The 21,265-nt window shown below is 65.0% G+C and carries 21 protein-coding genes; 13 read left to right on the forward strand and 8 right to left on the reverse strand.

Going from position 1 to position 21,265, the window contains the following annotated elements; all coding sequences use genetic code 11:
- On the forward strand, positions 1–1,347 hold the full coding sequence (gene accC / locus EH199_RS02080) for an acetyl-CoA carboxylase biotin carboxylase subunit (RefSeq protein ID WP_124807594.1): 1,347 nt from the start codon (positions 1–3) through the stop codon (positions 1,345–1,347).
- 154 nt (positions 1,348–1,501) lie between these two features.
- Here accC and EH199_RS02085 read toward each other — a convergent pair whose 3' ends face one another.
- Genes EH199_RS02085 through rsmI form a run of 4 tightly spaced genes read right to left on the reverse strand, consistent with a single transcriptional unit; the run spans position 1,502 to position 4,326 of the window.
- A complete protein-coding gene (locus tag EH199_RS02085; protein ID WP_124807595.1) occupies positions 1,502–2,104 on the reverse strand; it encodes a DedA family protein in 603 nt (200 codons plus the stop codon).
- A gap of 47 nt (positions 2,105–2,151) precedes the next feature.
- A complete protein-coding gene (gene gshB, locus EH199_RS02090; protein ID WP_124807596.1) occupies positions 2,152–3,102 on the reverse strand; it encodes a glutathione synthase in 951 nt (316 codons plus the stop codon).
- A gap of 25 nt (positions 3,103–3,127) precedes the next feature.
- Positions 3,128–3,490 carry a YraN family protein gene (locus EH199_RS02095; RefSeq protein WP_124807597.1) on the reverse strand — a complete coding sequence of 121 codons (363 nt, stop codon included), beginning with the start codon at positions 3,488–3,490 and terminating at the stop codon, positions 3,128–3,130.
- A complete protein-coding gene (rsmI, locus tag EH199_RS02100; RefSeq protein WP_124807598.1) occupies positions 3,487–4,326 on the reverse strand; it encodes a 16S rRNA (cytidine(1402)-2'-O)-methyltransferase in 840 nt (279 codons plus the stop codon). The genes EH199_RS02095 and rsmI overlap by 4 nt, the downstream gene beginning before the upstream one ends.
- A 71-nt stretch (positions 4,327–4,397) precedes the next feature.
- On the opposite strand from rsmI, the gene EH199_RS02105 reads away from it, so the two are divergent.
- From EH199_RS02105 to EH199_RS02120, 4 genes are all read left to right on the forward strand, one after another.
- On the forward strand, positions 4,398–5,531 hold the full coding sequence (locus EH199_RS02105) for a penicillin-binding protein activator (RefSeq protein ID WP_124807599.1): 1,134 nt from the start codon (positions 4,398–4,400) through the stop codon (positions 5,529–5,531).
- 126 nt (positions 5,532–5,657) lie between these two features.
- A complete protein-coding gene (gene parE / locus EH199_RS02110) occupies positions 5,658–7,667 on the forward strand; it encodes a DNA topoisomerase IV subunit B (RefSeq protein ID WP_124807600.1) in 2,010 nt (669 codons plus the stop codon).
- Between the two features lie 136 nt (positions 7,668–7,803).
- Positions 7,804–8,187: a hypothetical protein gene (locus EH199_RS02115; RefSeq protein WP_124807601.1), complete on the forward strand. Its 384-nt coding sequence runs from the start codon at positions 7,804–7,806 to the stop codon at positions 8,185–8,187.
- Positions 8,188–8,447: 260 nt separating this feature from the next.
- Positions 8,448–9,152: a hypothetical protein gene (locus EH199_RS02120; protein WP_124807602.1), complete on the forward strand. Its 705-nt coding sequence runs from the start codon at positions 8,448–8,450 to the stop codon at positions 9,150–9,152.
- Between the two features lie 6 nt (positions 9,153–9,158).
- Here the strand turns inward: EH199_RS02120 and EH199_RS02125 are convergent, their stop codons facing one another.
- Positions 9,159–9,941, reverse strand: a complete 783-nt coding sequence (locus EH199_RS02125) for a hypothetical protein (protein WP_223806420.1) — start codon at positions 9,939–9,941, stop codon at positions 9,159–9,161.
- Positions 9,942–10,195: 254 nt separating this feature from the next.
- Between EH199_RS02125 and EH199_RS02130 the strand changes: the two genes are divergently transcribed.
- Together EH199_RS02130 and EH199_RS02135 are read left to right on the forward strand one after the other, a co-directional pair.
- Positions 10,196–11,038, forward strand: coding sequence for a MoxR family ATPase (locus EH199_RS02130; protein WP_124807604.1), 843 nt, complete (start codon positions 10,196–10,198; stop codon positions 11,036–11,038).
- Between the two features lies 1 nt (position 11,039).
- Entirely contained in the window at positions 11,040–12,113 is a 1,074-nt protein-coding gene (locus tag EH199_RS02135; RefSeq protein WP_124807605.1) for a hypothetical protein, read from the forward strand.
- Positions 12,114–12,133: 20 nt separating this feature from the next.
- Here the strand turns inward: EH199_RS02135 and EH199_RS02140 are convergent, their stop codons facing one another.
- Positions 12,134–12,877, reverse strand: coding sequence for a glutathione S-transferase family protein (locus EH199_RS02140; protein ID WP_124807606.1), 744 nt, complete (start codon positions 12,875–12,877; stop codon positions 12,134–12,136).
- Positions 12,878–12,971: 94 nt separating this feature from the next.
- Here EH199_RS02140 and EH199_RS02145 point away from each other — a divergent pair, with 94 nt between their 5' ends.
- Genes EH199_RS02145 through EH199_RS02155 form a run of 3 tightly spaced genes read left to right on the forward strand, consistent with a single transcriptional unit; the run spans position 12,972 to position 15,464 of the window.
- On the forward strand, positions 12,972–13,400 hold the full coding sequence (locus EH199_RS02145) for a GFA family protein (protein WP_124807607.1): 429 nt from the start codon (positions 12,972–12,974) through the stop codon (positions 13,398–13,400).
- Positions 13,355–14,278, forward strand: a complete 924-nt coding sequence (locus EH199_RS02150; RefSeq protein ID WP_124807608.1) for a DUF817 domain-containing protein — start codon at positions 13,355–13,357, stop codon at positions 14,276–14,278. Before EH199_RS02145 ends, EH199_RS02150 begins: the two co-directional genes overlap by 46 nt.
- 4 nt (positions 14,279–14,282) lie before the next feature.
- A complete protein-coding gene (locus tag EH199_RS02155; RefSeq protein WP_124807609.1) occupies positions 14,283–15,464 on the forward strand; it encodes a VWA domain-containing protein in 1,182 nt (393 codons plus the stop codon).
- Between the two features lie 38 nt (positions 15,465–15,502).
- Here EH199_RS02155 and EH199_RS02160 read toward each other — a convergent pair whose 3' ends face one another.
- Positions 15,503–16,705, reverse strand: a complete 1,203-nt coding sequence (locus EH199_RS02160) for an exo-beta-N-acetylmuramidase NamZ domain-containing protein (RefSeq protein WP_124807610.1) — start codon at positions 16,703–16,705, stop codon at positions 15,503–15,505.
- Positions 16,702–17,244, reverse strand: coding sequence for a DOMON-like domain-containing protein (locus tag EH199_RS02165; protein WP_223806421.1), 543 nt, complete (start codon positions 17,242–17,244; stop codon positions 16,702–16,704). The genes EH199_RS02160 and EH199_RS02165 overlap by 4 nt, the downstream gene beginning before the upstream one ends.
- 45 nt (positions 17,245–17,289) lie before the next feature.
- Between EH199_RS02165 and tyrS the strand changes: the two genes are divergently transcribed.
- From tyrS to EH199_RS02180, 3 genes are all read left to right on the forward strand, one after another.
- On the forward strand, positions 17,290–18,519 hold the full coding sequence (tyrS, locus tag EH199_RS02170) for a tyrosine--tRNA ligase (RefSeq protein ID WP_124807612.1): 1,230 nt from the start codon (positions 17,290–17,292) through the stop codon (positions 18,517–18,519).
- 114 nt (positions 18,520–18,633) lie between these two features.
- Positions 18,634–18,972, forward strand: coding sequence for a PilZ domain-containing protein (locus EH199_RS02175; protein WP_124807613.1), 339 nt, complete (start codon positions 18,634–18,636; stop codon positions 18,970–18,972).
- Between the two features lie 241 nt (positions 18,973–19,213).
- Entirely contained in the window at positions 19,214–21,226 is a 2,013-nt protein-coding gene (locus tag EH199_RS02180) for a TonB-dependent receptor (RefSeq protein ID WP_223806422.1), read from the forward strand.
- Positions 21,227–21,265 lie beyond the last annotated feature (39 nt).

Below are 21,265 nucleotides of genomic sequence, written 5' to 3' on the forward strand. Positions count from 1 at the left end.
ATGGCCATCAAACGCCTGCTGATCGCCAATCGCGGCGAAATCGCCCTGCGCATCCACCGTGCCGCGCACGAGATGGGGATCGAAACGGTCGCGGTGCATTCCACCGCCGATGCCGACGCGATGCACGTGCGCCTGGCCGATCACGCGGTCTGCATCGGCCCGCCGCCCGCGCGCGACAGCTACCTGAACGTCGCCGCGATCATTTCGGCGGCGGAGATCACCCAGGCCGACGCGATCCATCCGGGCTACGGCTTTCTCTCCGAGAATGCCAAGTTCGCCGATATCGTCGAAGCCCACGGCATCACCTGGATCGGCCCCAAGCCCGAACATATCCGCACGATGGGCGACAAGGTGGAGGCCAAGCGCACCGCCGGCGCGCTGGGCCTGCCGCTGGTTCCGGGATCGGATGGCGCCGTCTCCGAAGTGGAGGAAGCGCGCAGGATTGCCGAGGCGATCGGCTACCCGGTGATCATCAAGGCCGCATCGGGCGGCGGCGGACGCGGCATGAAGGTGTGCAACAGCGCCGACCAGCTCGAAACGCTGATGCAGCAGGCCGGTAGCGAGGCGAAAGCCGCGTTCGGCGATGCCACGGTCTATATCGAGAAGTATCTCGGCAACCCGCGCCACATCGAATTCCAGATCTTCGGCGACGGTAACGGCAACGCCATCCACTTGGGCGAGCGCGACTGCTCACTCCAGCGCCGCCACCAGAAAGTGCTCGAAGAAGCGCCCTCGCCCGTCATCTCGTCCGAGGAGCGCGCGCGCATGGGCGGTGTGGTCGCGCGCGCCATGGCCGACATGGGCTATCGCGGCGCGGGCACCATCGAGTTCCTGTGGGAAAACGGCGAGTTCTATTTCATCGAGATGAACACCCGCCTGCAGGTGGAACATCCGGTGACCGAAGCGATCACCGGCGTCGACCTGGTGCGCGAACAGATCCGCATCGCCGAAGGACGGCCGCTGTCGGTCGCGCAGGAGGACATTGAGTTCAAGGGCCACGCGATCGAGTGCCGCATCAACGCGGAAGACCCGTTCACGTTCGCGCCCTCGCCCGGTCTGGTGAAGACCTATCACGCGGCCGGTGGCATGCATGTGCGTGTCGATTCGGGGCTCTATGCCGGCTATCGCATCCCGCCGTACTATGATTCGATGATTGCAAAGCTGATCGTCTATGGCCGCACGCGCGAAGGCTGCATCATGCGCCTGAAGCGCGCGCTGGAGGAAATGGTGATCGATGGCGTCAAGACCTCGATCCCTTTGCACCAGAAGCTGCTGACCGATCCTGACTTCCTCAGCGGCGATTATACGATCAAGTGGCTGGAAGACTGGCTGGCGAAGGACGCCTGAATCGTTTGCAAGTGCGAAGGGGGAAGCCCACCCCGCTGCGACTGACGCCGCCTGCGGCGACGCAAGTCTTGCTCCCCTCCCGCAAGCGGGAGGGGTTGGGGGTGGGCAGCGCTCCATGGATTGCAAGCGATATAATCGCCTTCTGTAAGGGACCTCACTCCTCGCGTGGCTTCCACCGCACCACGCGCCACAGGTAGGCGATAGCCACCAGCGCCATACAGCCGGTCGCCAGCGGCCCGGTGTACCGATCGACCTCCGCGAAATTGCGGCCGAGATAATAGCCCGCCGCCACCAGCAGCGCGTTCCACACTGCCGCGCCGGCGAAGGTGAACGCCAGGAAACGGGCGTGGCCCATCCGGGCGAGGCCCGCCGGCAGCGAGATCATCGTGCGCATCACCGGGGCGAAGCGCACGACGAAGACCACCCACTGCCCGTGCCGCCCGAAGAAGGCCACCAGCCGTTCGACATCGTGCCAGTCCAGCGTCAGCCAGCGTCCGAAGCGCGTGACCAGCGGGTGCAGGCGCCGGTATCCGAACGCCCGTCCGATCAGGAACCAGAAATAGTTGCCCAGCGTCGATCCCGCGGTGGCGAACAGCATCAGCGGCGCGATTTCCATCCGCCCCCTGGCCACGGCGATCCCGCCCAGCCCCATGATCACTTCGGACGGGATCGGCGGGAACACGTTCTCGATGACCATCAGGGCGGCGATGCCCCAATAGCCGCCGCCTTCGATCAGGTGGACGATCCAGTCATTCATCGATCACACAACGCGGCGATGCGGGAACGGGTCCGGTTCCCGATGCGTCAAAGCCGCCGCTCGATCGCGTCCCAGATCATACCCGCCGTATCGCTGCCGTTGAATTTGTCGATGGCGACGATGCCGGTGGGGCTGGTCACGTTGATCTCGGTCAGCCACTTGCCGCCGATCACGTCGATGCCCACGAAAATCAGGCCGCGCTTCTTCAACTCCGGCCCCAGCGCCTCGCAGATTTCCTGCTCGCGCGCGGTCAGCGTGGTCTGTTCGGCATAGCCGCCGACGGCAAGGTTGGAGCGGAACTCGCCCTCGCCCGGCTTGCGGTTAATCGCGCCAGCGACCTCGCCATCGACCAGCACGATGCGCTTGTCGCCTTCGGTCACTTCGGGAAGGAACGGCTGGACCATGAACGGTTCCGGCCAGACCTGTCCGAACAGTTCGGCCAACGCGGAGAGATTGCCGCCATCGGCTTCCACCTTGAACACCGCCTTGCCGCCATTGCCGTGGAGCGGCTTTACCACCACCGCCGTTTCACCCAGTTCGTGCTGGAAGGCGCGCACGTCCTTTGCCGAACGGGTGATCAGCGTGGGCGGCATGAAGCGCGCGTAATCGAGCACATAGACCTTTTCCGGCGCATTGCGCACCGAACGCGGATCGTTGACGACCAGCGTCTCGCCCTCCAGCCGTTCCAGCAGGTGCGTGGCGGTGATGTAGCCCAGATCGAACGGCGGGTCCTGCCGCATCAGCACGACATCGGCGTCGCTGCCAAGATCGAGCTTGCGCACCTCGCCCAGCTTGTAGTGATCGCCTGCCACGCGCTGCACCGTCACCGGTGCGCCTTCGGCCGTCACGCGCCCGGCCTTCCACGCCAGCGACTTCACGTCATAATAGTACAGTTCATGTCCGCGTTCCTGCGCCGACAGCATCAGGGCGAAGGAGGAATCCCCCGCGATGTTGATCGAATGAAGCGGGTCCATCTGGACCGCGACGCGAAGGGTCATGCTGTTCCATCCCGTGAAGGCGCCGTCATGGCTGCCAGACGTTCGCCATGTGGCGTGGCCAGCGGCCTGGCGCAAGGAGGATCACGTCAATTCGCAGGACATCGCCGGGTCTGGCAAAGCGCGGCGCGATCGCTTCGGCGGCGCGCGCCACGCGTTGCAGGCGGCGGGCATCGATGGCGAGATCGAGTGCTTCGCCGCTACGCCGCCACTTGACCTCGACGAAAGCCAGCGTGCGGCCGCGCCGCGCGACGATGTCGACCTCACCCACGCCGATCCGCTGGCGTCGGGCGAGAATGCGCCAGCCTTTCAAGCGCAGCCACAGGCCGGCCAGCGCCTCGCCACGCCGGCCCTGTTTTTCGGCCACGGCCCGATCACGGGCGCGGCTCATGCCTTGAGCGCCATCGCCTGTGCATAGAGCGCCTTGCGATCGAGCCCATGCTTCTTCGCCACGCGGGCGGCGGCCTGCGAGGGCGGCAATTCGGCGAGCGCGGCGCGCAGTTCGGCTTCGACGACGTCCTCGTCCGGCGCCTCGGGCGCGGCGGGCGGGCCGGCGAGCAGCACGATCTCTCCCTTGGGCGGATGCGCGCGATAGTAGTCGGCAAGGTCTGCCGCTGTGCCCGTCCGGCATTCCTCGTGCAGCTTGGTCAGTTCCCGCGCTACCGCAACTTCCCGCCCCGGCAGCACGGTCACCATGGCTTCCAGCGAGGCGACAAGGCGCGGCCCGGTTTCGTAGAACACCAGCGTCGCTGGGACGGCGGCGAAGCTCGCCAGCACATCTCCCCGTGCCTTGTCCTTCGACGGCAGGAAACCTGCGAACAGGAAACGGTCGGTCGGCAAGCCGGCGATGGTCAGCGCGGTGATCATCGCGCTAGGCCCCGGCAGGCTGGTGACGGCGATCCCGCGCGCGCGCGCTTCCCGCACCAGGCGATAGCCGGGATCGGAAATCAGCGGCGTGCCGGCATCGCTCACCAGCACAACCGGTTTTTCCGCCATTTCGGCGAGTAATCGCTCGCGCGCCTCTTCTCCGGCGTGATCGTCATAGCGCCGCAGCGGCTTCTTGATGCCAAGATGATTCAACAACTTAGCCGTGACGCGCGTGTCTTCGCACGCTATAACCGCACAAGAGGCAAGCGTTTCGGCGGCGCGTCTGGTAATGTCGCCGAGATTGCCAATCGGCGTGGCGACAATATAGAGCCCGGGCTCCATAAGCGAAGGCGTGGTCATGCGCCTTCCATGGCCGGGTCATTGGGAACGGGCAAGCGATGTTGAAAGGTCAATGGGTCGGATCCGTCCGGATGGGGCGGCGTTTTCTCGTGATGGGCGCCATGGCCGCGCTCGCCGCGTGTACCGTCATTCCCAAGCCGCAGGGGCCGGTCGCGCCCAGGCCCGAACCGACCGAAACCGCGCCGCAGGCCAATGTCCTGCCTACCGATGCCTCGCGCCACCGCGTCGCGCTGCTGGTGCCCATGACGGGGCCAAACGCATCGGTGGGCCAGTCGATCGCCAATGCGGCGATGATGGCGCTGCTCGATACCAACGCGCAGAACCTGCGCATCACCACCTACGATACGGCGGCCGGCGCCGGCGCGGCGGCGAACAAGGCTATTCTCGACGGCAACCGCCTGATCCTCGGGCCGCTGCTGGCCGAAGACGTCGTCGCCGTTTCCGGAGTCGCGCGGCCGGCCAAGGTGCCGATGATCACCTATTCCAACGACGTGAGCGTGGCCGACCGCGACGTCTTCGTGCTCGGGCAGGTTCCCGGCCAATCGGTGGCCCGCGTCGTCAGTTTCGCCAAGAGCCGCGGCGTAAACCGCATCGGCGCGATCATCCCCACCGGCATCTACGGCCAGCGGGCGATGAACGCGCTGACCGAAGCCGCGCGCGCCAGCGGCGTGACGGTAACCGCCACCGAAACCTATGACCGCAGCAACACTTCGGTCGCCAGCGCGGTGCGCCGCCTGCTGGCCAAGGCCCCGGTCGATGCGCTGCTGATCGCGGACGGCGCGCGCATTGCGCTCCAGGCCGCGCCGGCGGCCGGCGGAACACGCCTGCTCGGCACCGAACTGTGGGCGGGCGATGCCGGGATCGCGCGCAGCGCCGCCACGCGCGGGGCGTGGTTCGCCACGGTATCCGACGCGCGCTTCGGTCAGTTCGAGCAGAGCTATCGCCGCCGCTATGGCGCATCGCCCTCGCGCATCGCCACGCTCGGCTACGATAGCGTGCTGCTGACTCTCAACGTGGGCCGCACCTGGAAGCCCGGAACGATCTTCCCCACAGCCAAGCTCTATGACCGCGACGGGTTCATCGGCCTGGACGGCGTGTTCCGTTTCAACCAGTTCGGCGTGGCCGAGCGCGCCATGGAAGTGCGCGAGGTAGGCGCGGGCACCTTTACGACGGTAAGCCCGGCGCCGGCCCGCTTCACCCCCTGACACCAGCCCCGCCCGCCCGGTATCGCCGGACGGGATAAGTTATCCGCCCCTTTGCGCCGAAATCGCCCGCATTAGGGTGCCTCCCGGCTTGCGTCCGGAATCCGGCGTGTTCTATAGCCGTTCCATATGGCTGACGACCTGTTCGACAAGGCGCCGGTATCCAGCGCCGAAAGCTACGATAGCTCCGCGATCGAGGTGCTGGAGGGGCTCGAACCCGTTCGTCGCCGTCCCGGCATGTATATCGGCGGCACGGACGAACGCGCGCTGCATCACCTTGCCGCCGAAGTGCTCGACAACGCGATGGACGAGGCTGTCGCCGGCCATGCCAACCGCATCGAGGTGACGCTGGAGGAAGAACCCGGCTCGGCCGGCCGGTTGACCATCACCGACAACGGGCGCGGCATCCCGGTCGACGAGCACCCGAAATATCCGGGCAAGTCGGCGCTCGAAGTGATCCTCACCACGCTCCATTCGGGCGGCAAGTTCTCCGGCAAGGCCTATGCCACCTCGGGCGGCCTCCACGGCGTCGGCGTCAGCGTGGTCAACGCGCTGTCAACGCTGACGCGGATCGAAGTGGCGCGCAACAAGGAGCTTTACGCGCAGGAATTCTCGCGCGGGCATCCCACCGGGCCGCTGGAAAAGATCGGCAATGCCCCCAACCGGCGTGGCACTTCGGTCACCTTCGTACCCGATCCCGAAATCTTCGGTGCGGACGCCCGGTTCAAGCCGGCGCGGCTGTTCCGGCTGGCGCGGTCCAAGGCCTATCTCTTCGCTGGCGTTGAAATCCGCTGGAAGTGCGCGCCATCGCTGGCTTCGGAAGACGTGCCGGCGGAAGCCGTGTTCCAGTTCCCCGGCGGCCTTGCCGATCACCTCGCCGAACAGGTCGGCGCGCGCGAATGCGTAACGTCGGTGCCCTTCACCGGATCGCAGGATTTTCCCGCCGGGCCGGACGGGCAGGAGATGGGCCGCGTGGAATGGGCGATCGCCTGGCCGCTGTGGTCCGACGGCTCGTACAGCTGGTACTGCAACACCATTCCCACGCCCGACGGCGGCACGCACGAACAGGGCCTGCGCGCGGCGCTGACCAAGGGCATCCGCGCCTTTGCCGAACTGATCGGGCAGAAGAAGGCCAAGGACATCGCGCCGGAAGACATGATCACCGGAAGCGAGGTCATGCTTTCGGTGTTCGTCCGCGATCCCCAGTTCCAGAGCCAGACCAAGGACCGCCTGACGTCTCCGGAAGCCGCGCGCCTCGTCGAAAACGCGGTGCGCGACCATTTCGACCACTTCCTGACCGACAACATGGAGCGCGGCAAGGCGCTGCTGGGCGCGGTGATGGAGCGCATGGACGAGCGGCTCCGCCGGAAGGCGGAGCGCGAGGTCAAGCGCAAGACCGCCACCAATGCCCGCAAGCTGCGCCTGCCGGGCAAGCTGACCGACTGTTCCGGCGAAGGCGATGGCGAGACCGAACTGTTCATCGTCGAAGGCGATTCGGCCGGTGGCAGCGCCAAGCAGGCGCGCGACCGCAAGACGCAGGCGATCCTGCCGATCCGCGGCAAGATTCTCAACGTCGCCAGCGCCACCAGCGACAAGATCCGCGCCAACCAGGAAATCGCCGACCTGATCCTGGCGCTGGGCTGCGGCAGCCGCAAGGACTGCAACCCGGATGCGCTGCGCTATGACCGCATCATCATCATGACCGATGCCGACGTCGACGGCGCGCACATCGCCACGCTGCTGATGACGTTCTTCTTCCAGGAAATGCCCGACGTGGTTCGGCGCGGCCATCTCTATCTGGCACAGCCGCCGCTCTATCGCCTGACCAGCGGCAGCACCTCCGCCTATGCCCGCGACGATACCCACCGCGCCGAGCTGGAAGCGACGAAGTTCAAGGGCAAGAAGGTGGAAGTCTCCCGCTTCAAGGGGCTGGGCGAAATGAACCCGCAGCAGCTTCGCGAAACGACGATGAGCCCGGCCAGCCGCTCGCTGATCCGCATCACCCTGCCGCCGGAATACGAAGGCCGCGCGGCCGTGAAGGATCTGGTCGACCGCCTGATGGGCCGCAATCCCGAGCACCGCTTCATGTTCATCCAGAACCGCGCGAGCGAAGTCGATCCGGAACTGATCGACGCCTGACGCGCCCAGAAACCGGCCATCGCCCGGAACCCGAACGTCCCGTCAACCGTTCACCCATGGCTAAGATCGGCGGTCCTATCCCGAGAAGGGTGGGCCGAAACCGCTCGCGAACAGCGGCGGATTGCGGAGATTTGCCATGAAGCGTTCGATCACCCTGATAGCCCTGCCCCTGGCGCTTGGCCTGTCTGCCTGCGCGTCGGATGGATACTACGGCGAATACGGCACCAGCGTGGGCTGGGGCTCCCCTTACCCTTATAACGGCTGGTACGACGGGTATTACGGCCCGGTCTATGACGGCTACTGGGGCCGCGACGGCTTCTTCTACTATCGCTCCGCCCCTGACGCCCGCGCGTTCCGGCGCGGCGACCGCAACCACTTCCGCCGCGACGCGCCTCCCCCCGGCGGACGCTATCAAGAGTTCCGCGGCAATTTCCAGCCGCGGCGCGACTATCACATGCCGAACTATCCCCACCGAGGCGGACCGCGCGGCGGCGAGCGCCCGCGCGGGCACGGGCACTGATCATTCCCGCTCAAACGGATGTAACGCCGACGCAGGCTCGATTGACAATGTCTACTTATTAAGTAGTAATTTCTCCCGCCACCGCCTTCCGGCGGAGCACTCGGGAGATAGACATGCGCGTCGGCGTCCGTTCCTTCCTTCTGTCCGCAACATCAGCCTGCTCTCTATTGCTCGCCGGGTGCGGCGAAAAAGCGCCCGAAGCCGCTTCGGAAAGCGCCGCCTCCAGTGTCCCCGGCATATCGCCATCAGCGGCGCCAGGTGTGGCTTTCAACTATCATTATGACTTCGCGCTTCCCGACAAGGCGATCGCGGGCGTGCAGGAGCAACACGCTGCCGCCTGCGAAAAACTCGGCCCGGAACGGTGCCGCATCACCGGCATGCACTATGCATTGGTGCGCAACGATAGCGTCAGCGCCAGCCTCGAATTCAAGTTGGCCCCGGATCTTGCCCGCGCATTTGGCAAGGAAGGCATTGCGGCGGTGGAGCACGCCGACGGAAAGCTGATCCGCGCTGCGATCGAAGGACAAGACGTGGGTTCCGACATCGCGGCCGCCGAGAAGCGCGGTTCGGACGCGCAGGCCGATCTCAACCAGATCGAGGCCAAACTCGCCAAGGGTGGCCTGGGGGATCGCGAACGGGCGGAATTGAACCAGCAGGCCGGCGCGTTGCGCGCGAAGGTCGCGGCGGAACGCGATGCCCAGACAACCGGCGCGGTGCGATTGGCAAGCACGCCGATGACCTTCACTTATGCCGGCGGTGGCAGCTTCGTGTGGGGCGACAACCCGTTCGCCGGGGTGGCGCAGGCCTCCTGGTCCAGCTTGCGCACGATGGTCGCACTGGTCGTCTTCATCGTCGGCATCGGCGCTCCATGGCTCGCGCTGCTGATCGCGCTGCTCGTCTTGTGGCGCGTCCTGCCGATACCGCGCCTGCGCCGCTTCCTGTTGCGGAAAACAGAAGACGAATAACGCCGATCAACCGCCGTCGGACGGCTCATCGCCCGCGGCATCCTCGCGCTTCGCCGGCTTGAAATCGAAGCGGATACGCACCCAGGCGCCGATCATCGGCTTGCCGTCCACGCGCGGCGGCCGGACCAGGAATTGCCAGGAGGCCTGCCGCAGGGCGCGGGCGATGCCCGAGCCACGCGGGGATTCGTCGAGTTCGCGGCAATCCTCGACGTGGTATTTCTCGATCGTGCGGCAAGCGATCATGCCCCACTGGCCGGGCGGGCGGCCCTGCGGCATGTAGCCCGCGATCTCCGCATCGCGCGGTTCGCGATACCATTCGGCGGCATAGAGCCGCGCGCCGTTGGGTCCATCGCCCTGCCCGCCGGCCGATCCCCCCGCCGAGCCCGACGCGCTGCCGCTGCTGCCCGCGTCCCCGCTCCGGGCCATCTTGCTGATGTCCGCCGCGGCCAGGTCCGCCCGGCTCATGTGGATGAAACCCGGCGGCCAATCGACCTTGTTTTCGGAGGGCACCGGCACGTGCGGCGGCATTACCGGTCTTGGCGCCTGCGCTGCCTGCTGCGACCGTTCGCTGGCCTTGATTTCGCGCGTGGCCTTGCGGGCGCCCGCCGAACTCGCTTCCGCTTCCTTGGACAGATTGACCGCGACCAGTTGCCCGCCGCCTTCGGGGCCATTCCCGGTGAAGGCCCCCATCCGGATCATGATGAAGAACAGCAGCGCGACGGTGGCCGCCGAAAGCAGGAACGCAGGCCCCCTGCTACGCCGCGACGCGCCATATCGACCGGAAGGCAAGGACGCGGGCTCCGCTGACATCGCGGCGTGGCTACAGCCCGGCGCGGGCCGGCGCAATCGCCCTGAATCATGAAATATCATTCATGCGGAAATACTTGGACGCACCCCGAAATAATCGGCCGAAACAATCGGCCAAAACAATCGCTTGAAATTCGCCGTGAACACCGTTTCAAACCCGCCGTTGCGGCTCTTGTCACACGGCGCGCCGCCGCCTATCCCTTAACCAAGCGATTAAAAAAGACAGGATGGAAGGCATGCGTTTTCAAGGCACCAGCAACTATGTCGCCACCGATGATCTGAAGGTGGCGGTCAACGCCGCCGTGCTGCTGCGGCGCCCGCTGCTGGTCAAAGGCGAACCGGGCACCGGCAAGACGGTGCTGGCCCACGAAATCGCCAAGGCGGTGGGCGCGCCCCTTATCGAATGGAACATCAAGTCCACCACCAAGGCGCAGCAGGGCCTTTACGAATACGATGCCGTTGCCCGCTTGCGCGACGGCCAGCTCGGCGACGAGCGCGTGCATGACATTCGCAACTACATCAAGAAGGGCAAGCTGTGGGAGGCGTTCACCAGCCCCACGCTGCCCGTGCTGCTGATCGACGAGATCGACAAGGCCGACATCGAGTTCCCGAACGATCTGCTGCAGGAACTCGACCGCATGAGCTTCGACGTCTACGAGACGCAGGAGCGCATCGCGGCCCAGGAACGCCCGATCGTGGTCATCACCTCGAACAACGAGAAGGAACTGCCCGACGCCTTCCTGCGCCGCTGCTTCTTCCACTACATCAAGTTCCCCGACCGCGACACGATGCAGGCGATCATCGACGTCCACTTCCCCGGCATCCAGAAGACGCTGGTGAGCAAGGCGATGGAAGTGTTCTACGAAGTGCGCGAAGTGCCCGGCCTGAAGAAGAAGCCCAGCACGTCGGAACTGCTCGACTGGCTGAAGCTGCTGCTCAACGAGGACATGCCGCTCGACGTGCTGCAGAACCGCGATCCCACCAAGGCGATCCCTCCGCTACACGGCGCCCTGCTCAAGAACGAGCAGGACATCATGCTGTTCGAACGGCTGGCCTTCATGGCGCGCCGGGGGAACTGAGTTGATCGGGCGCGCGCTTATTGCCGCCACGCTTTGCTGCACCAGCTTTTCCGCATCGGCGCAGAATGCCGGCAATTCAATCCATCCCATCGTCGCGGACGTTTCAGCGCCATGGACTCACGTCCAGACAGGGACCACGCTGCCGCCGAAAATCGAAGGTTTTGACAGGACGGAAATCGCTCAGAACGGATCGAGAGAAATCGATCTCTGGGCGACATACAAGGACCCGAACAGCAAAACGACGGCGACGGTCTATGTTTTCCGAGCCTCCGTTCCCGTCGTTCCCATCTGGTTCGACAGGATAGTCGACACGATGCACTCACCGGAATCGTCCCAGCGTCTTGGCGGTAAATTGAGCCCCGAGCCGATCACAACGGCGTTCACGTCCCCGGGGGAAAGCAGCGATAGTGCCCTTCGCACTGTGTACGCCATGGACGGAGGGCCTTTAAAAAGCACCGGGGCGGCAGTTATTCCCCATGATCAATGGCTTATTACAATGCGGATTTCGTCGGCGACGTTGGACAAGAACGCGCTGGACGCCACGCTTGCGCGCTTTATCGGGAACATCCCGACAGGAAACCACGCCCAAGCGCCAAGGCCTGCCAAACCCGTTGTCGCCTGCACCGACACTCTTCCTGCCAAGCCCGCAAAACGTGCAAAGCCTGATCCCGCCAGTTCGCTAATGACAGGACTTCTGGGTGCGATCGCCAAGAGTGAGCCGGAACAAGCAGACGACAACGCTGGTCAGCCACTGTTCGCCCCGGGAGCCGACTATTGCCGCTACCCGGTGTCCAATGCTTACTACGGCGTGTACCGGCGCACGGACCTAGACGGTTCCTACGTCATTGCCCTTGATGATGCCGGAATCACCATACAGGTGGCGCCATCTCTCGCGGCCCTGATGGACAAGCGCAAACCGCAATTCGATCTCCAGGTGTCTACCCTTGAGGACGACTACAGCTTTGTTCCCTTCCTTTCCCTGCCCACCCCCGAGCAGGCGATACAAGCGATCAGAAGCGACCAGCCCATTTCAAGCTCGGACCGTTCCGGCAATCTCACGCTCATGAAGCCGTGACATACCAATCGGCGCGGCAATCACGTTTTCGGCGGCCCGAGCCGTTCCATCGGCACTTCCGCGAACATGCGCTGAACCGCCGGGCGCTGGTTGATCTGCTCGATCCAGCGGACCAGGTGCGGCGTGTCGCTGGTGTTGACCAGTTCGGCAAAGCCCTTCTGCATACCGTTGGCGATCGCGAAGTTGCAGATGTCCGCCAGCGTGTACATGCCCCCCGCCAGCCATTCGTTGTCGGCCAGATGATCGTCCAGCCGCCGCACCGATACCGCGATCTTGCGCATTTCCTCGTCGAGCAGGTCCTGCGGGAAGCCTTCGCGCGCGCGGCGCCATTTTACCTGCTGTTCGGGGACCGGAATCTTCTTCAGATGTTCCTCGAACTCCGCATCGGACAGGCGCTGCGCCATGTGGCTGACGCCGCGATGCCAGCCGATCGTGGACACGCACCAGCAGAAGTATTCGTCCACCCACTTGGTCCAGACGCGCATCTCCGCCTTGCCGAAACTGTCGGCGGGCCGCAGCGCGACCTCGGTCGGGTACTCGTCTTCCAGATATTCGCAGATCACCGTGGATTCGGTGACGATCCGGCCCTCGTCTACCAACGCCGGCACCTGTCCGCGCGGGTTGATCGCCTTGAACCAGTCCGAATGGTGCTCGAACGTAGCCGGGTTCAGGCGGTGGCCTTCGAACGGCAGGCCCTTTTCGTAAAGCGTCAGCAGGGGCTTGAGCGAATTGGCGCCAGGGCCGAAACTGTAGAGCTTGAGCATGGGTGCGGTTGTCCTCTCCTTATCGACGCACCCTACAAATTGTATGTAACACTAACAATACCCGGTACGCAAAAAGCCGGATGGAGAAATGTCCATGAGCTACACCGGACGGTGCGCCTGCGGCGCGGTCACGCTCGAAATCGCCGGAGAACCGGTGGCCACACGCCAGTGCTGGTGCCGCCAGTGCCAGCGGCTTGCCGCCGGCGGCCCCACGCACAACGCCATCTTCAAGGGCGATGACGTGACCGTATCGGGCACGCTGGCCTCGTCCGACTGGCGGTCGGCCAGCGGCAACACGCTGACCTTCTCGTTCTGCCCGTCCTGCGGCACGCAGGTCTATGGCCAAAGCTCGGCGCGGATGCACCTGAAGACGGTGCGCTTCGGCGTGCTCGACGAGCCGCACGGCCTGCGCCCGGACATGGTGATCTGGACGGACGATGCGCCCGACTGGGCGCAGATCGATCCCGCGCTGGAGCAATGGCCACGCCAGCCCCCTGCCCCGCCACCGCCGCCGGCGGCCTGACGGCCTTGCACGCCCCCCACCCCTCTCCTCCGCACCACGAGGACGTGCCGCACACGCGGTTCGCCGCCATTCGCGCGCGGCTGGAAGCCGTGGAGCCGCGCCCGGGCCTTCCCGCCTGGACGTTCGAGTTCCTGCTGTTCGGCTTCAAGCAGGGGTGGGCCTGCCTGTTCGGCGGGCTGATGCTGGCGATGCTGTTCCTGACGCACCTGTTCTGGCCGGCGCACGCCGCGATCGCCCGGTACGATGCGCTCACGCTGGGCGCTGTGGCGATTCAGGCCGGGATGCTGGCGTTCCGGCTGGAAACGCTGGACGAGGCCAAGGTGATTCTGGCCTTCCACATCGTCGGCACGGTGATGGAACTGTTCAAGACGGCGGTGGGATCGTGGCAATATCCGGAACCTAACCTGCTGCGCATCGGCGGCGTGCCGCTGTTTTCCGGCTTCATGTATGCCGCCGTGGGCAGCTATATCGCGCGCGTCTGGCGGATCTTCGATTTCCGCTTCGATCGCTACCCGGCGCGCTGGGCATCCATGCTGCTTGCTGTCGCGATCTATGTGAACTTTTTCACCCACCACTGGTTGCCCGATATCCGTCCCGCGCTCTTCGCGGCGATGGCGCTGCTGTTCCTGCGCACGCGCATCTGGTTCCGCGTGTGGCGTGCGGATCGCTGGATGCCGCTGCTGCTCGGCTGGTTTCTGGTGGCGGCATTCATCTGGTTCGCCGAAAACATTGCCACGTTTTCGCGCGCGTGGATCTATCCAAGCCAGACCGACGGCTGGGCGATGGTGGGGCCGTCCAAGCTGGGCGCCTGGCTTCTGCTCATGTATATTTCCTTCGTACTGGTCGCGGCGCTTCATCGCCCGCAAGAGAGGGCCTGACACCATGTTCTTCAACTTTGTCGACGAACTGCGCGCGGCCGGGATTCCGGCCAGCTTCAAGGAGCACCTCGTGCTGCTGGAAGCGCTGGAAAAGGACGTGATCGAGCAGACGCCCGAAGCGTTCTACTACCTTTCGCGCGCCACGTTCGTGAAGGATGAGGGTCTGCTCGACCGGTTCGACCAGGTCTTCAACAAGGTCTTCAAGGGGCTGCTGACCGATTATGGCCAGCGCCCGGTCGACATTCCCGAAGACTGGCTGAAGGCCGTGGCCGAGAAGTTCCTCTCGCCCGAGGAGATGGAGAAGATCAAATCCCTCGGTTCGTGGGAAGATATCATGGACACGCTGAAGAAGCGGCTGGAGGAACAGGAGAAACGCCACCAGGGCGGCAACAAGTGGATCGGCACCGGCGGCACCAGCCCCTTCGGCAATTCGGGATACAACCCCGAAGGCGTGCGCATCGGCGGCGAATCCAAGCACAAGCGAGCGCTGAAGGTCTGGGAAAAACGCGAGTTCCAGAACCTGGACAGCACCCGGGAACTGGGCACGCGCAACATCAAGGTGGCGCTGCGCCGCCTGCGCCGCTTCGCGCGCGAGGGCAATGCCGACGAACTGGACCTCGAGGGCACGATCGAAGGCACCGCCAAGCAGGGCTGGCTCGACATCCGCATGCGCCCGGAAAAGCGCAATGCCGTGAAGTTGCTGCTGTTCCTGGACGTGGGCGGATCGATGGACCCGTTCATCAAGCTGGTGGAGGAACTGTTCAGCGCGGCCACCGCCGAGTTCAAGAACATGGAGTTCTTCTATTTCCACAACTGCCTGTACGAAGGGGTGTGGAAGGACAACAAGCGCCGGTGGTCGGAACGGACGCAGACCTGGGACATCCTCCACAAGTACGGCCACGACTACAAGGTGATCTTCGTCGGCGACGCGGCGATGAGCCCCTACGAGATCAGCCATCCCGGCGGTTCGGTCGAGCATTTCAACGAGGAAGCGGGCGCGGTGTGGATGCACCGCATGGCGCAGACCTATCCGGCAACGGTGTGGCTGAACCCCGTGCCCGAAAAGCAGTGGAACTATTCGCAATCCACCAAGATGCTGCGCGACCTGGTGGGCGGCTCGATGTATGCGCTGACACTGGAGGGGCTGGACGACGCGATGCGCGAACTGACGCGCAAAAAGCATTGAGGCGGGACCCTAAGCGCGGCGCTTAGGGCCAGTCGCCATCAATAAAGGAAGTAGTGGCGGCGTTCCTCGATCCACCGGGTTTCGTCGGGCGATGCCAGATCATCGAGGTCACCCGGGCGCGAGCGGGGATCGTCCACCCATTCGCGCAGCGAAGGCCCGCCGTTGATCACGTCGATCGCCAGCTTGTCATAGACGTACTCGTACGGAAATTCGCGCCAGAGCGGGTATTCCGGCTGTAGCCGGCGGATGGCCTTGAACGCCAACGCCTGCAACCGCCAGGGGCGGAAGCGATAGTGATGATAGAAGCCTCTTTCGGCGTGGATCATCAAGCCATTGCACAACGTCTTTTCGTGCTTGTGGAACGTCGGCTCGAACCAGCATTCGCGCAGGGCGCAGCCTTCCAGCCATTCGGGCGCCAGCCGCTCCATTTCCGACAGTACCGCGCGGGCGTTGAGATCGGGCGCGCCGAACAGCACTTCGAGCGGGCGGGTCGTGCCGCGCCCTTCCGACAGCGTGGTGCCTTCGAGCATCACCGTGCCGGCATAGGCGCGCGCCATGTTGAGATTGGGCGCATTCGGGCTGGGGTTCACCCACACGCGGCTGTCCGGCCAGCCAAAGCCGGGCGCCGCCTCGTGCTGCCAGCCTTCCATCTTGATCACGCGGTATTCGACATCCAGCCGGAACTCGTCGATGAACCAGCGCCCCATCTCGCCCAGCGTCAGCCCGTGCCGCATCGGCATGGCCCCGGCGCCGACGAAGCTTTCCCATCCGGGCTGCAGCACCGTTCCTTCAACCGGGCGCCCCACGGGATTGGGCCGGTCCAGCACCCACACTTCCTTGCCCTGCTTCGCCGCCGCGCCCAGCATGTAAAGCAGCGTGGTGACGAAGGTGTAGATCCGGCACCCCAGATCCTGCAGATCGAACAGGAACACGTCGGCGCTGTCCATCATCTCCGGCGTCGGCCGGCGGACCTCGCCATAGAGGCTGAACACGGGAATGCCGCAGTTGGGATCGAGAAAGTCCTCGGTCTCCACCATGTTGTCCTGCTTGTCCCCCTTCAGGCCGTGCTGCGGGCCGAAGGCGGACGTCAGCCGGATGCCGGGGCAGGCCATCAGGGCGTCCAGCGAATGCTCGAGATTCTCGGTCAGGGATGCAGGATGCGCGACAAGGGCGACGCGCTTTCCTTCCAGCGGTGCGCGCAGGTCGGGGTCGGCGAGGAGGCGATCGATACCAAATTTCATGCGGCCCCCGGTGCCGCAACCGACAGCGCGAAGCAAGCGGGATGGTGAAAGTCCGCCTTGCCGGGGGCATGCGCCAGTGCCCAATAGGAGGTCCGCCCCCCGTCCTCGACGATCACGGCGGTAAGCGCGGCCTGCCAGGGGCACGGTGGCAGGCCCGCCACCGGAATCGCGGCATCGAAGATCATCATGCGTCCGCCCAAGCGCAGGGTGCAGGAGGGATCGCGCGGCATGGGCCGGGCAACCATGCCGCTGCGATAGTCGGAAAGGTCATAGGCCGCCCACCGTTCGGACGGCGACAGGTTCAGCTCGACATAGGAGGCCTCGCCCGGGGTGCGGAGGAACACCTCAAAGCAGGTAGCCTGCCACAAGCCGTCTGCCCGCCCCTTGCCCGCGAACGACGGCACGATCACTCGCTCGCTGCCGTCGATCCGCCAGCGCACCTGCAACCAGTTCGCGTCATGCCCGATGATCCGCGCCTCGATCCGGCTGACCGCCAGCGGCGGGTGATCGGGGTGCGGCACAAGCTCGAACGTTCCCAAGCGCATTTCTCCGTGCTAGGCGCGCGCTCCTGACAAGAGGCCACCATGACCGCATACAAGTCCACCCTGCTCCGCCTGCTCGACGAGCGTGGCTACATCCACCAGCTTACCGATGCCGCCGCGCTCGATGCGCTGGCGCAGAAGCAGGTCATCCCGGGCTATATCGGCTTCGATCCCACCGCGCCATCGCTGCATGTGGGCAGCATGGTCCAGATCATGTTGCTCCGCCGCTTGCAGCAGGCCGGGCACAAGCCGATCGTGCTGATGGGCGGCGGCACCGGCAAGATCGGTGATCCCAGCTTCAAGGACGAAGCGCGCAAGCTGCTGACGACGGACACGATCGCGGCGAACGTCGCCTCGATCAAGACCGTGTTCGAACGCTTCCTGACCTTCGGCGACGGGCCGAGCGACGCGATCATGGTCGACAACGCGGACTGGCTCGACAAGCTGGAATACATTCCCTTCCTGCGCGAGGTGGGCCAGCATTTCTCGGTCAACCGGATGCTGAGCTTCGATTCGGTGAAGCAGCGGCTGGACCGCGAACAATCGCTGTCGTTCCTCGAATTCAACTACATGATCCTTCAGGCCTACGATTTCCGCGAACTGTCGCAGCGGCATGCCTGCCGGTTGCAGATGGGGGGATCGGACCAGTGGGGCAACATCGTCAACGGCATCGAACTGACCCGCCGCATGGACGGGGTGGAAGTTTTCGGCGTCACCACGCCACTGCTGACCACGGCCGACGGTTCCAAGATGGGCAAGACGGCGGCGGGGGCCGTGTGGCTGAACGAGGACGCGTTGCCCGCGTGGGACTTCTGGCAATACTGGCGCAACAGCGATGACCGCGATGTCGGCCGGTTCCTGCGCCTGTTCACCGACCTGCCGCTTGACGAGATCGCCCGGCTCGAAGCGCTGGAAGGCAGCGAGATCAACGCCGCCAAGGTGGTCCTCGCCAACGAGATCACCCGGCTGGTCCGTGGCGAGGAAGCGGCCCGCGCCGCCGAAGCCACGGCTGCCGCCACGTTCGCGGGCGGTGGGATCGGTCAGGACCTGCCCACGCTCGCCTGCGCCGATGACGCGATCAGCCTGATCGATGCGCTGGTCGGTATCGGTTTTGCGGTGAGCCGTGGCGAGGCAAAACGCCTTATCGCCGGCGGTGGCGCCCGGATTGACGGCGAATCCGTATCCGACGAAGGCTTCCAGATCGTGCTGGCGGGCCAGGAACGGCGGATTTCCGCGGGAAAGAAGAAGCACGGCATCATCCGCCCGGCCTGATCCCTTTACCGCAAACTTTTGAAGCAGGCGGAAAAAGTCCGAAGCAGGTTTAGGGAATATTTGGCATTTCGCAGCTACAGCATCGGCTCCACTTTCCCACGACGAGGAGGAACGATGCCTGGCGGAGCCCAGCTTTCAGTCACCGACCTGCGCCGTGCCACGCGACAGCCGGTAAATCTGCCGGTCATCGGTGAGCATCGTCGCATGGGCGATGTGATGCTGCACATCGTCAACATCTCGTCCAACGGGTTCATGGCTCAGGGAGTCACGGATCTTGGCCGGGGTGAACGCGTGACCGTGCGGCTCCCGCAGATCGGCCGCATCGAAGCCTTTATCGTGTGGATCAAGGATGATCGCACCGGATTCCAGTTCGAACGCATCATCCGGCCCGAAGATTTCCTGAAAATGATCAAGAGCCTGCAGCCCAACCCGCGTCTGCGCGGCAAAGGCTGATTCCGGGCTGATTCCGGCTCAAGGCGGACAACCGCCCTTGTTGCCACGTTCGTCGATTCAGGGTTGATATATTATATCATTTCATTACGAACGCCCAGAGTTCAAACCCCGGGGTGATTCCTTGCAACGTCAATTCCTGTCCTCCTCCGCCCTCGCGCTTCTTCTTGCCGCATCGCCGGCCCTTGCCGCTCCGCTTGCACAGACGCCCCCCGCCCCTCCGGCCGATGGCACGGACGGGCACGTGGACAGCGCCCACCCCACCGGCACGCCCGACGACGCCGGCCACGCGCCGATCGTGGTGACAGGCCGCCTGATCTCCGGTGATCGGGACGTGATCGTTGCGCCGGTCGTGCTGACCGGCGAAGACCTCGCCCGCAATACGCAGCCGCAGATCGGCGCGATGCTCGCCCGGTTGCCCGGCGTTTCCACCAGCGGTTTCGCGCCCGGCGCATCGCGCCCGGTGCTGCGCGGGTTCGACGGTCCGCGCGTGCAGGTGCTGACCGATGGCCTGGGCTCGCTCGATGCGTCGTCCGTCTCGGCCGACCACGGCGTCGCGCTGGATACGCTCAACATCGACCGGATCGATGTGCTCCACGGGCCGGAAGTGCTGCTCTATGCCGCCGATCCGGCCGGCGGGGCGGTCAACGCGATCGACAAGCGCATTCCACGCCGCGTGCCCGACAAGCCCGTCGAACTGACCGCGCAGGGGAGCTACGGCACCGCGGCAAACTCGGTCAACGTCGGCGGAGCGATGGACGTTGCCCTGGCGCCGCGCTTCGTCGCGCATCTGGACGCCTCGTACAACCACGCCGATAACCTGCGCATCGGCGGCAACGTGCTTTCGCCGCAGTTGCGCGCCGACACGCTGGCCTCGGCGGCGGAACTGGCAAGCGATGGCGATACCGAAGGCGCAGCTTCGCTGACCCAGCAGGCGAATGCGCGCGGACGGCTGGCGAACAGCTTCGCGCGGGGTTCCACGCTGGGCGCCGGCGTTGCGTTCATCGACGCCGGGGGCAGCCTGGGCATCTCCGTCTCGCGCCTGACCAGCGATTATGGCATCCCGCCCCGCCCCGAAGCGGGCAGCGGCGATCCGGTGTCGATCTCGCTGCGCCAGACCCGCTACGACATACGCGGCAGCCTCAATCTCAATGGATTCTTCGACAAGCTCGAATTCCGGGGAGCCTATGGCGATTATACCCATGCCGAGATCGAAGGTGGCGTGGCGGGAACGCGCTTCTTCAACAAGAGCATCGAGACGCGTCTGGAACTGGTGCAGGCGCGGCATGGCGGCTGGCGGGGCGAAACCGGCATCCAGTATGGCAGCCGCGACTTGCGCGTGGTGGGCGACGAACGCCTGATCCCGGACAACCTGACCGACCGCTTTGCCGTGTTCACGCGGCAGCAGCTTTCGGTGGGCACCTTCGACCTCGAGGCCAGCGGCCGCTACGAACACACCTCGGTCAAGGCGCGCCCGAATGGGATCACACGCGATTTCAACCAGCTTGCCGCAGGGCTGGGGCTGGCCTGGCATCCCGTGGAAAGCCTTACCATCAGCTTGTCCGGCAGCCATGGCGAACGCGCGCCAAGCGCCGAGGAACTGTTCATCGACGGCATCCATGATGCCACGCAGTCCTACGAAAGCGGCAATCCGGCCTTTCGCAAGGAACGCAGCAATACCGTGGAGGCGGGCGTGCGCTACCATGCCGATCGCTTTGCGGGTGCGGTCACGGCCTATGCCACCGATTTCAAGGACTTCATCGCCCCTGTTCCCACCGGGGCCGATGTGGAAGGCTTTCCCGTCTATCAGTTCATCCAGGGTGACGCGAAGTTCCGTGGCGTGGAAGCCGAAGGCTCGGTCAAGGCGCTGGACTGGGGCGACCGTTCGGTTTCGCTCGACGGCGGCGTCGACTACGTCCACGCGCAGCTGACCGGCATCGGCCCTGCCCCGCGCATCCCGCCGCTGCGCGTGCGCGGCGGCGCGGAATACAACAGCGACCGGTTCAGCCTGCGTGGCGAGGTGATCCACAACGCCGCGCAAAGCCGCGTAGCCGCCAACGAAAACCCGACATCCGCCTTCACGCTCGTTAACGCCAGCGCCACCTGGCGGCCGATGGGCAAGGATGGCGCGCTTTCGCTGATCCTGTCGGGCGACAACCTGCTCAACGTGGAAGGCCGGCTGGCGACCTCGGAAACGCGCGATTTCGTGCCGATCGCGGGGCGCGACGTACGCGTGACCGTGTCATTGAGAATTTGACCGCTTACGAGATTTGCTTGCTTGGCAAGAGGAAGTCTC

The sequence above is a fragment of the Novosphingobium sp. LASN5T genome (assembly GCF_003856955.1).
Taxonomy (GTDB): Bacteria; Pseudomonadota; Alphaproteobacteria; order Sphingomonadales; family Sphingomonadaceae; genus Novosphingobium.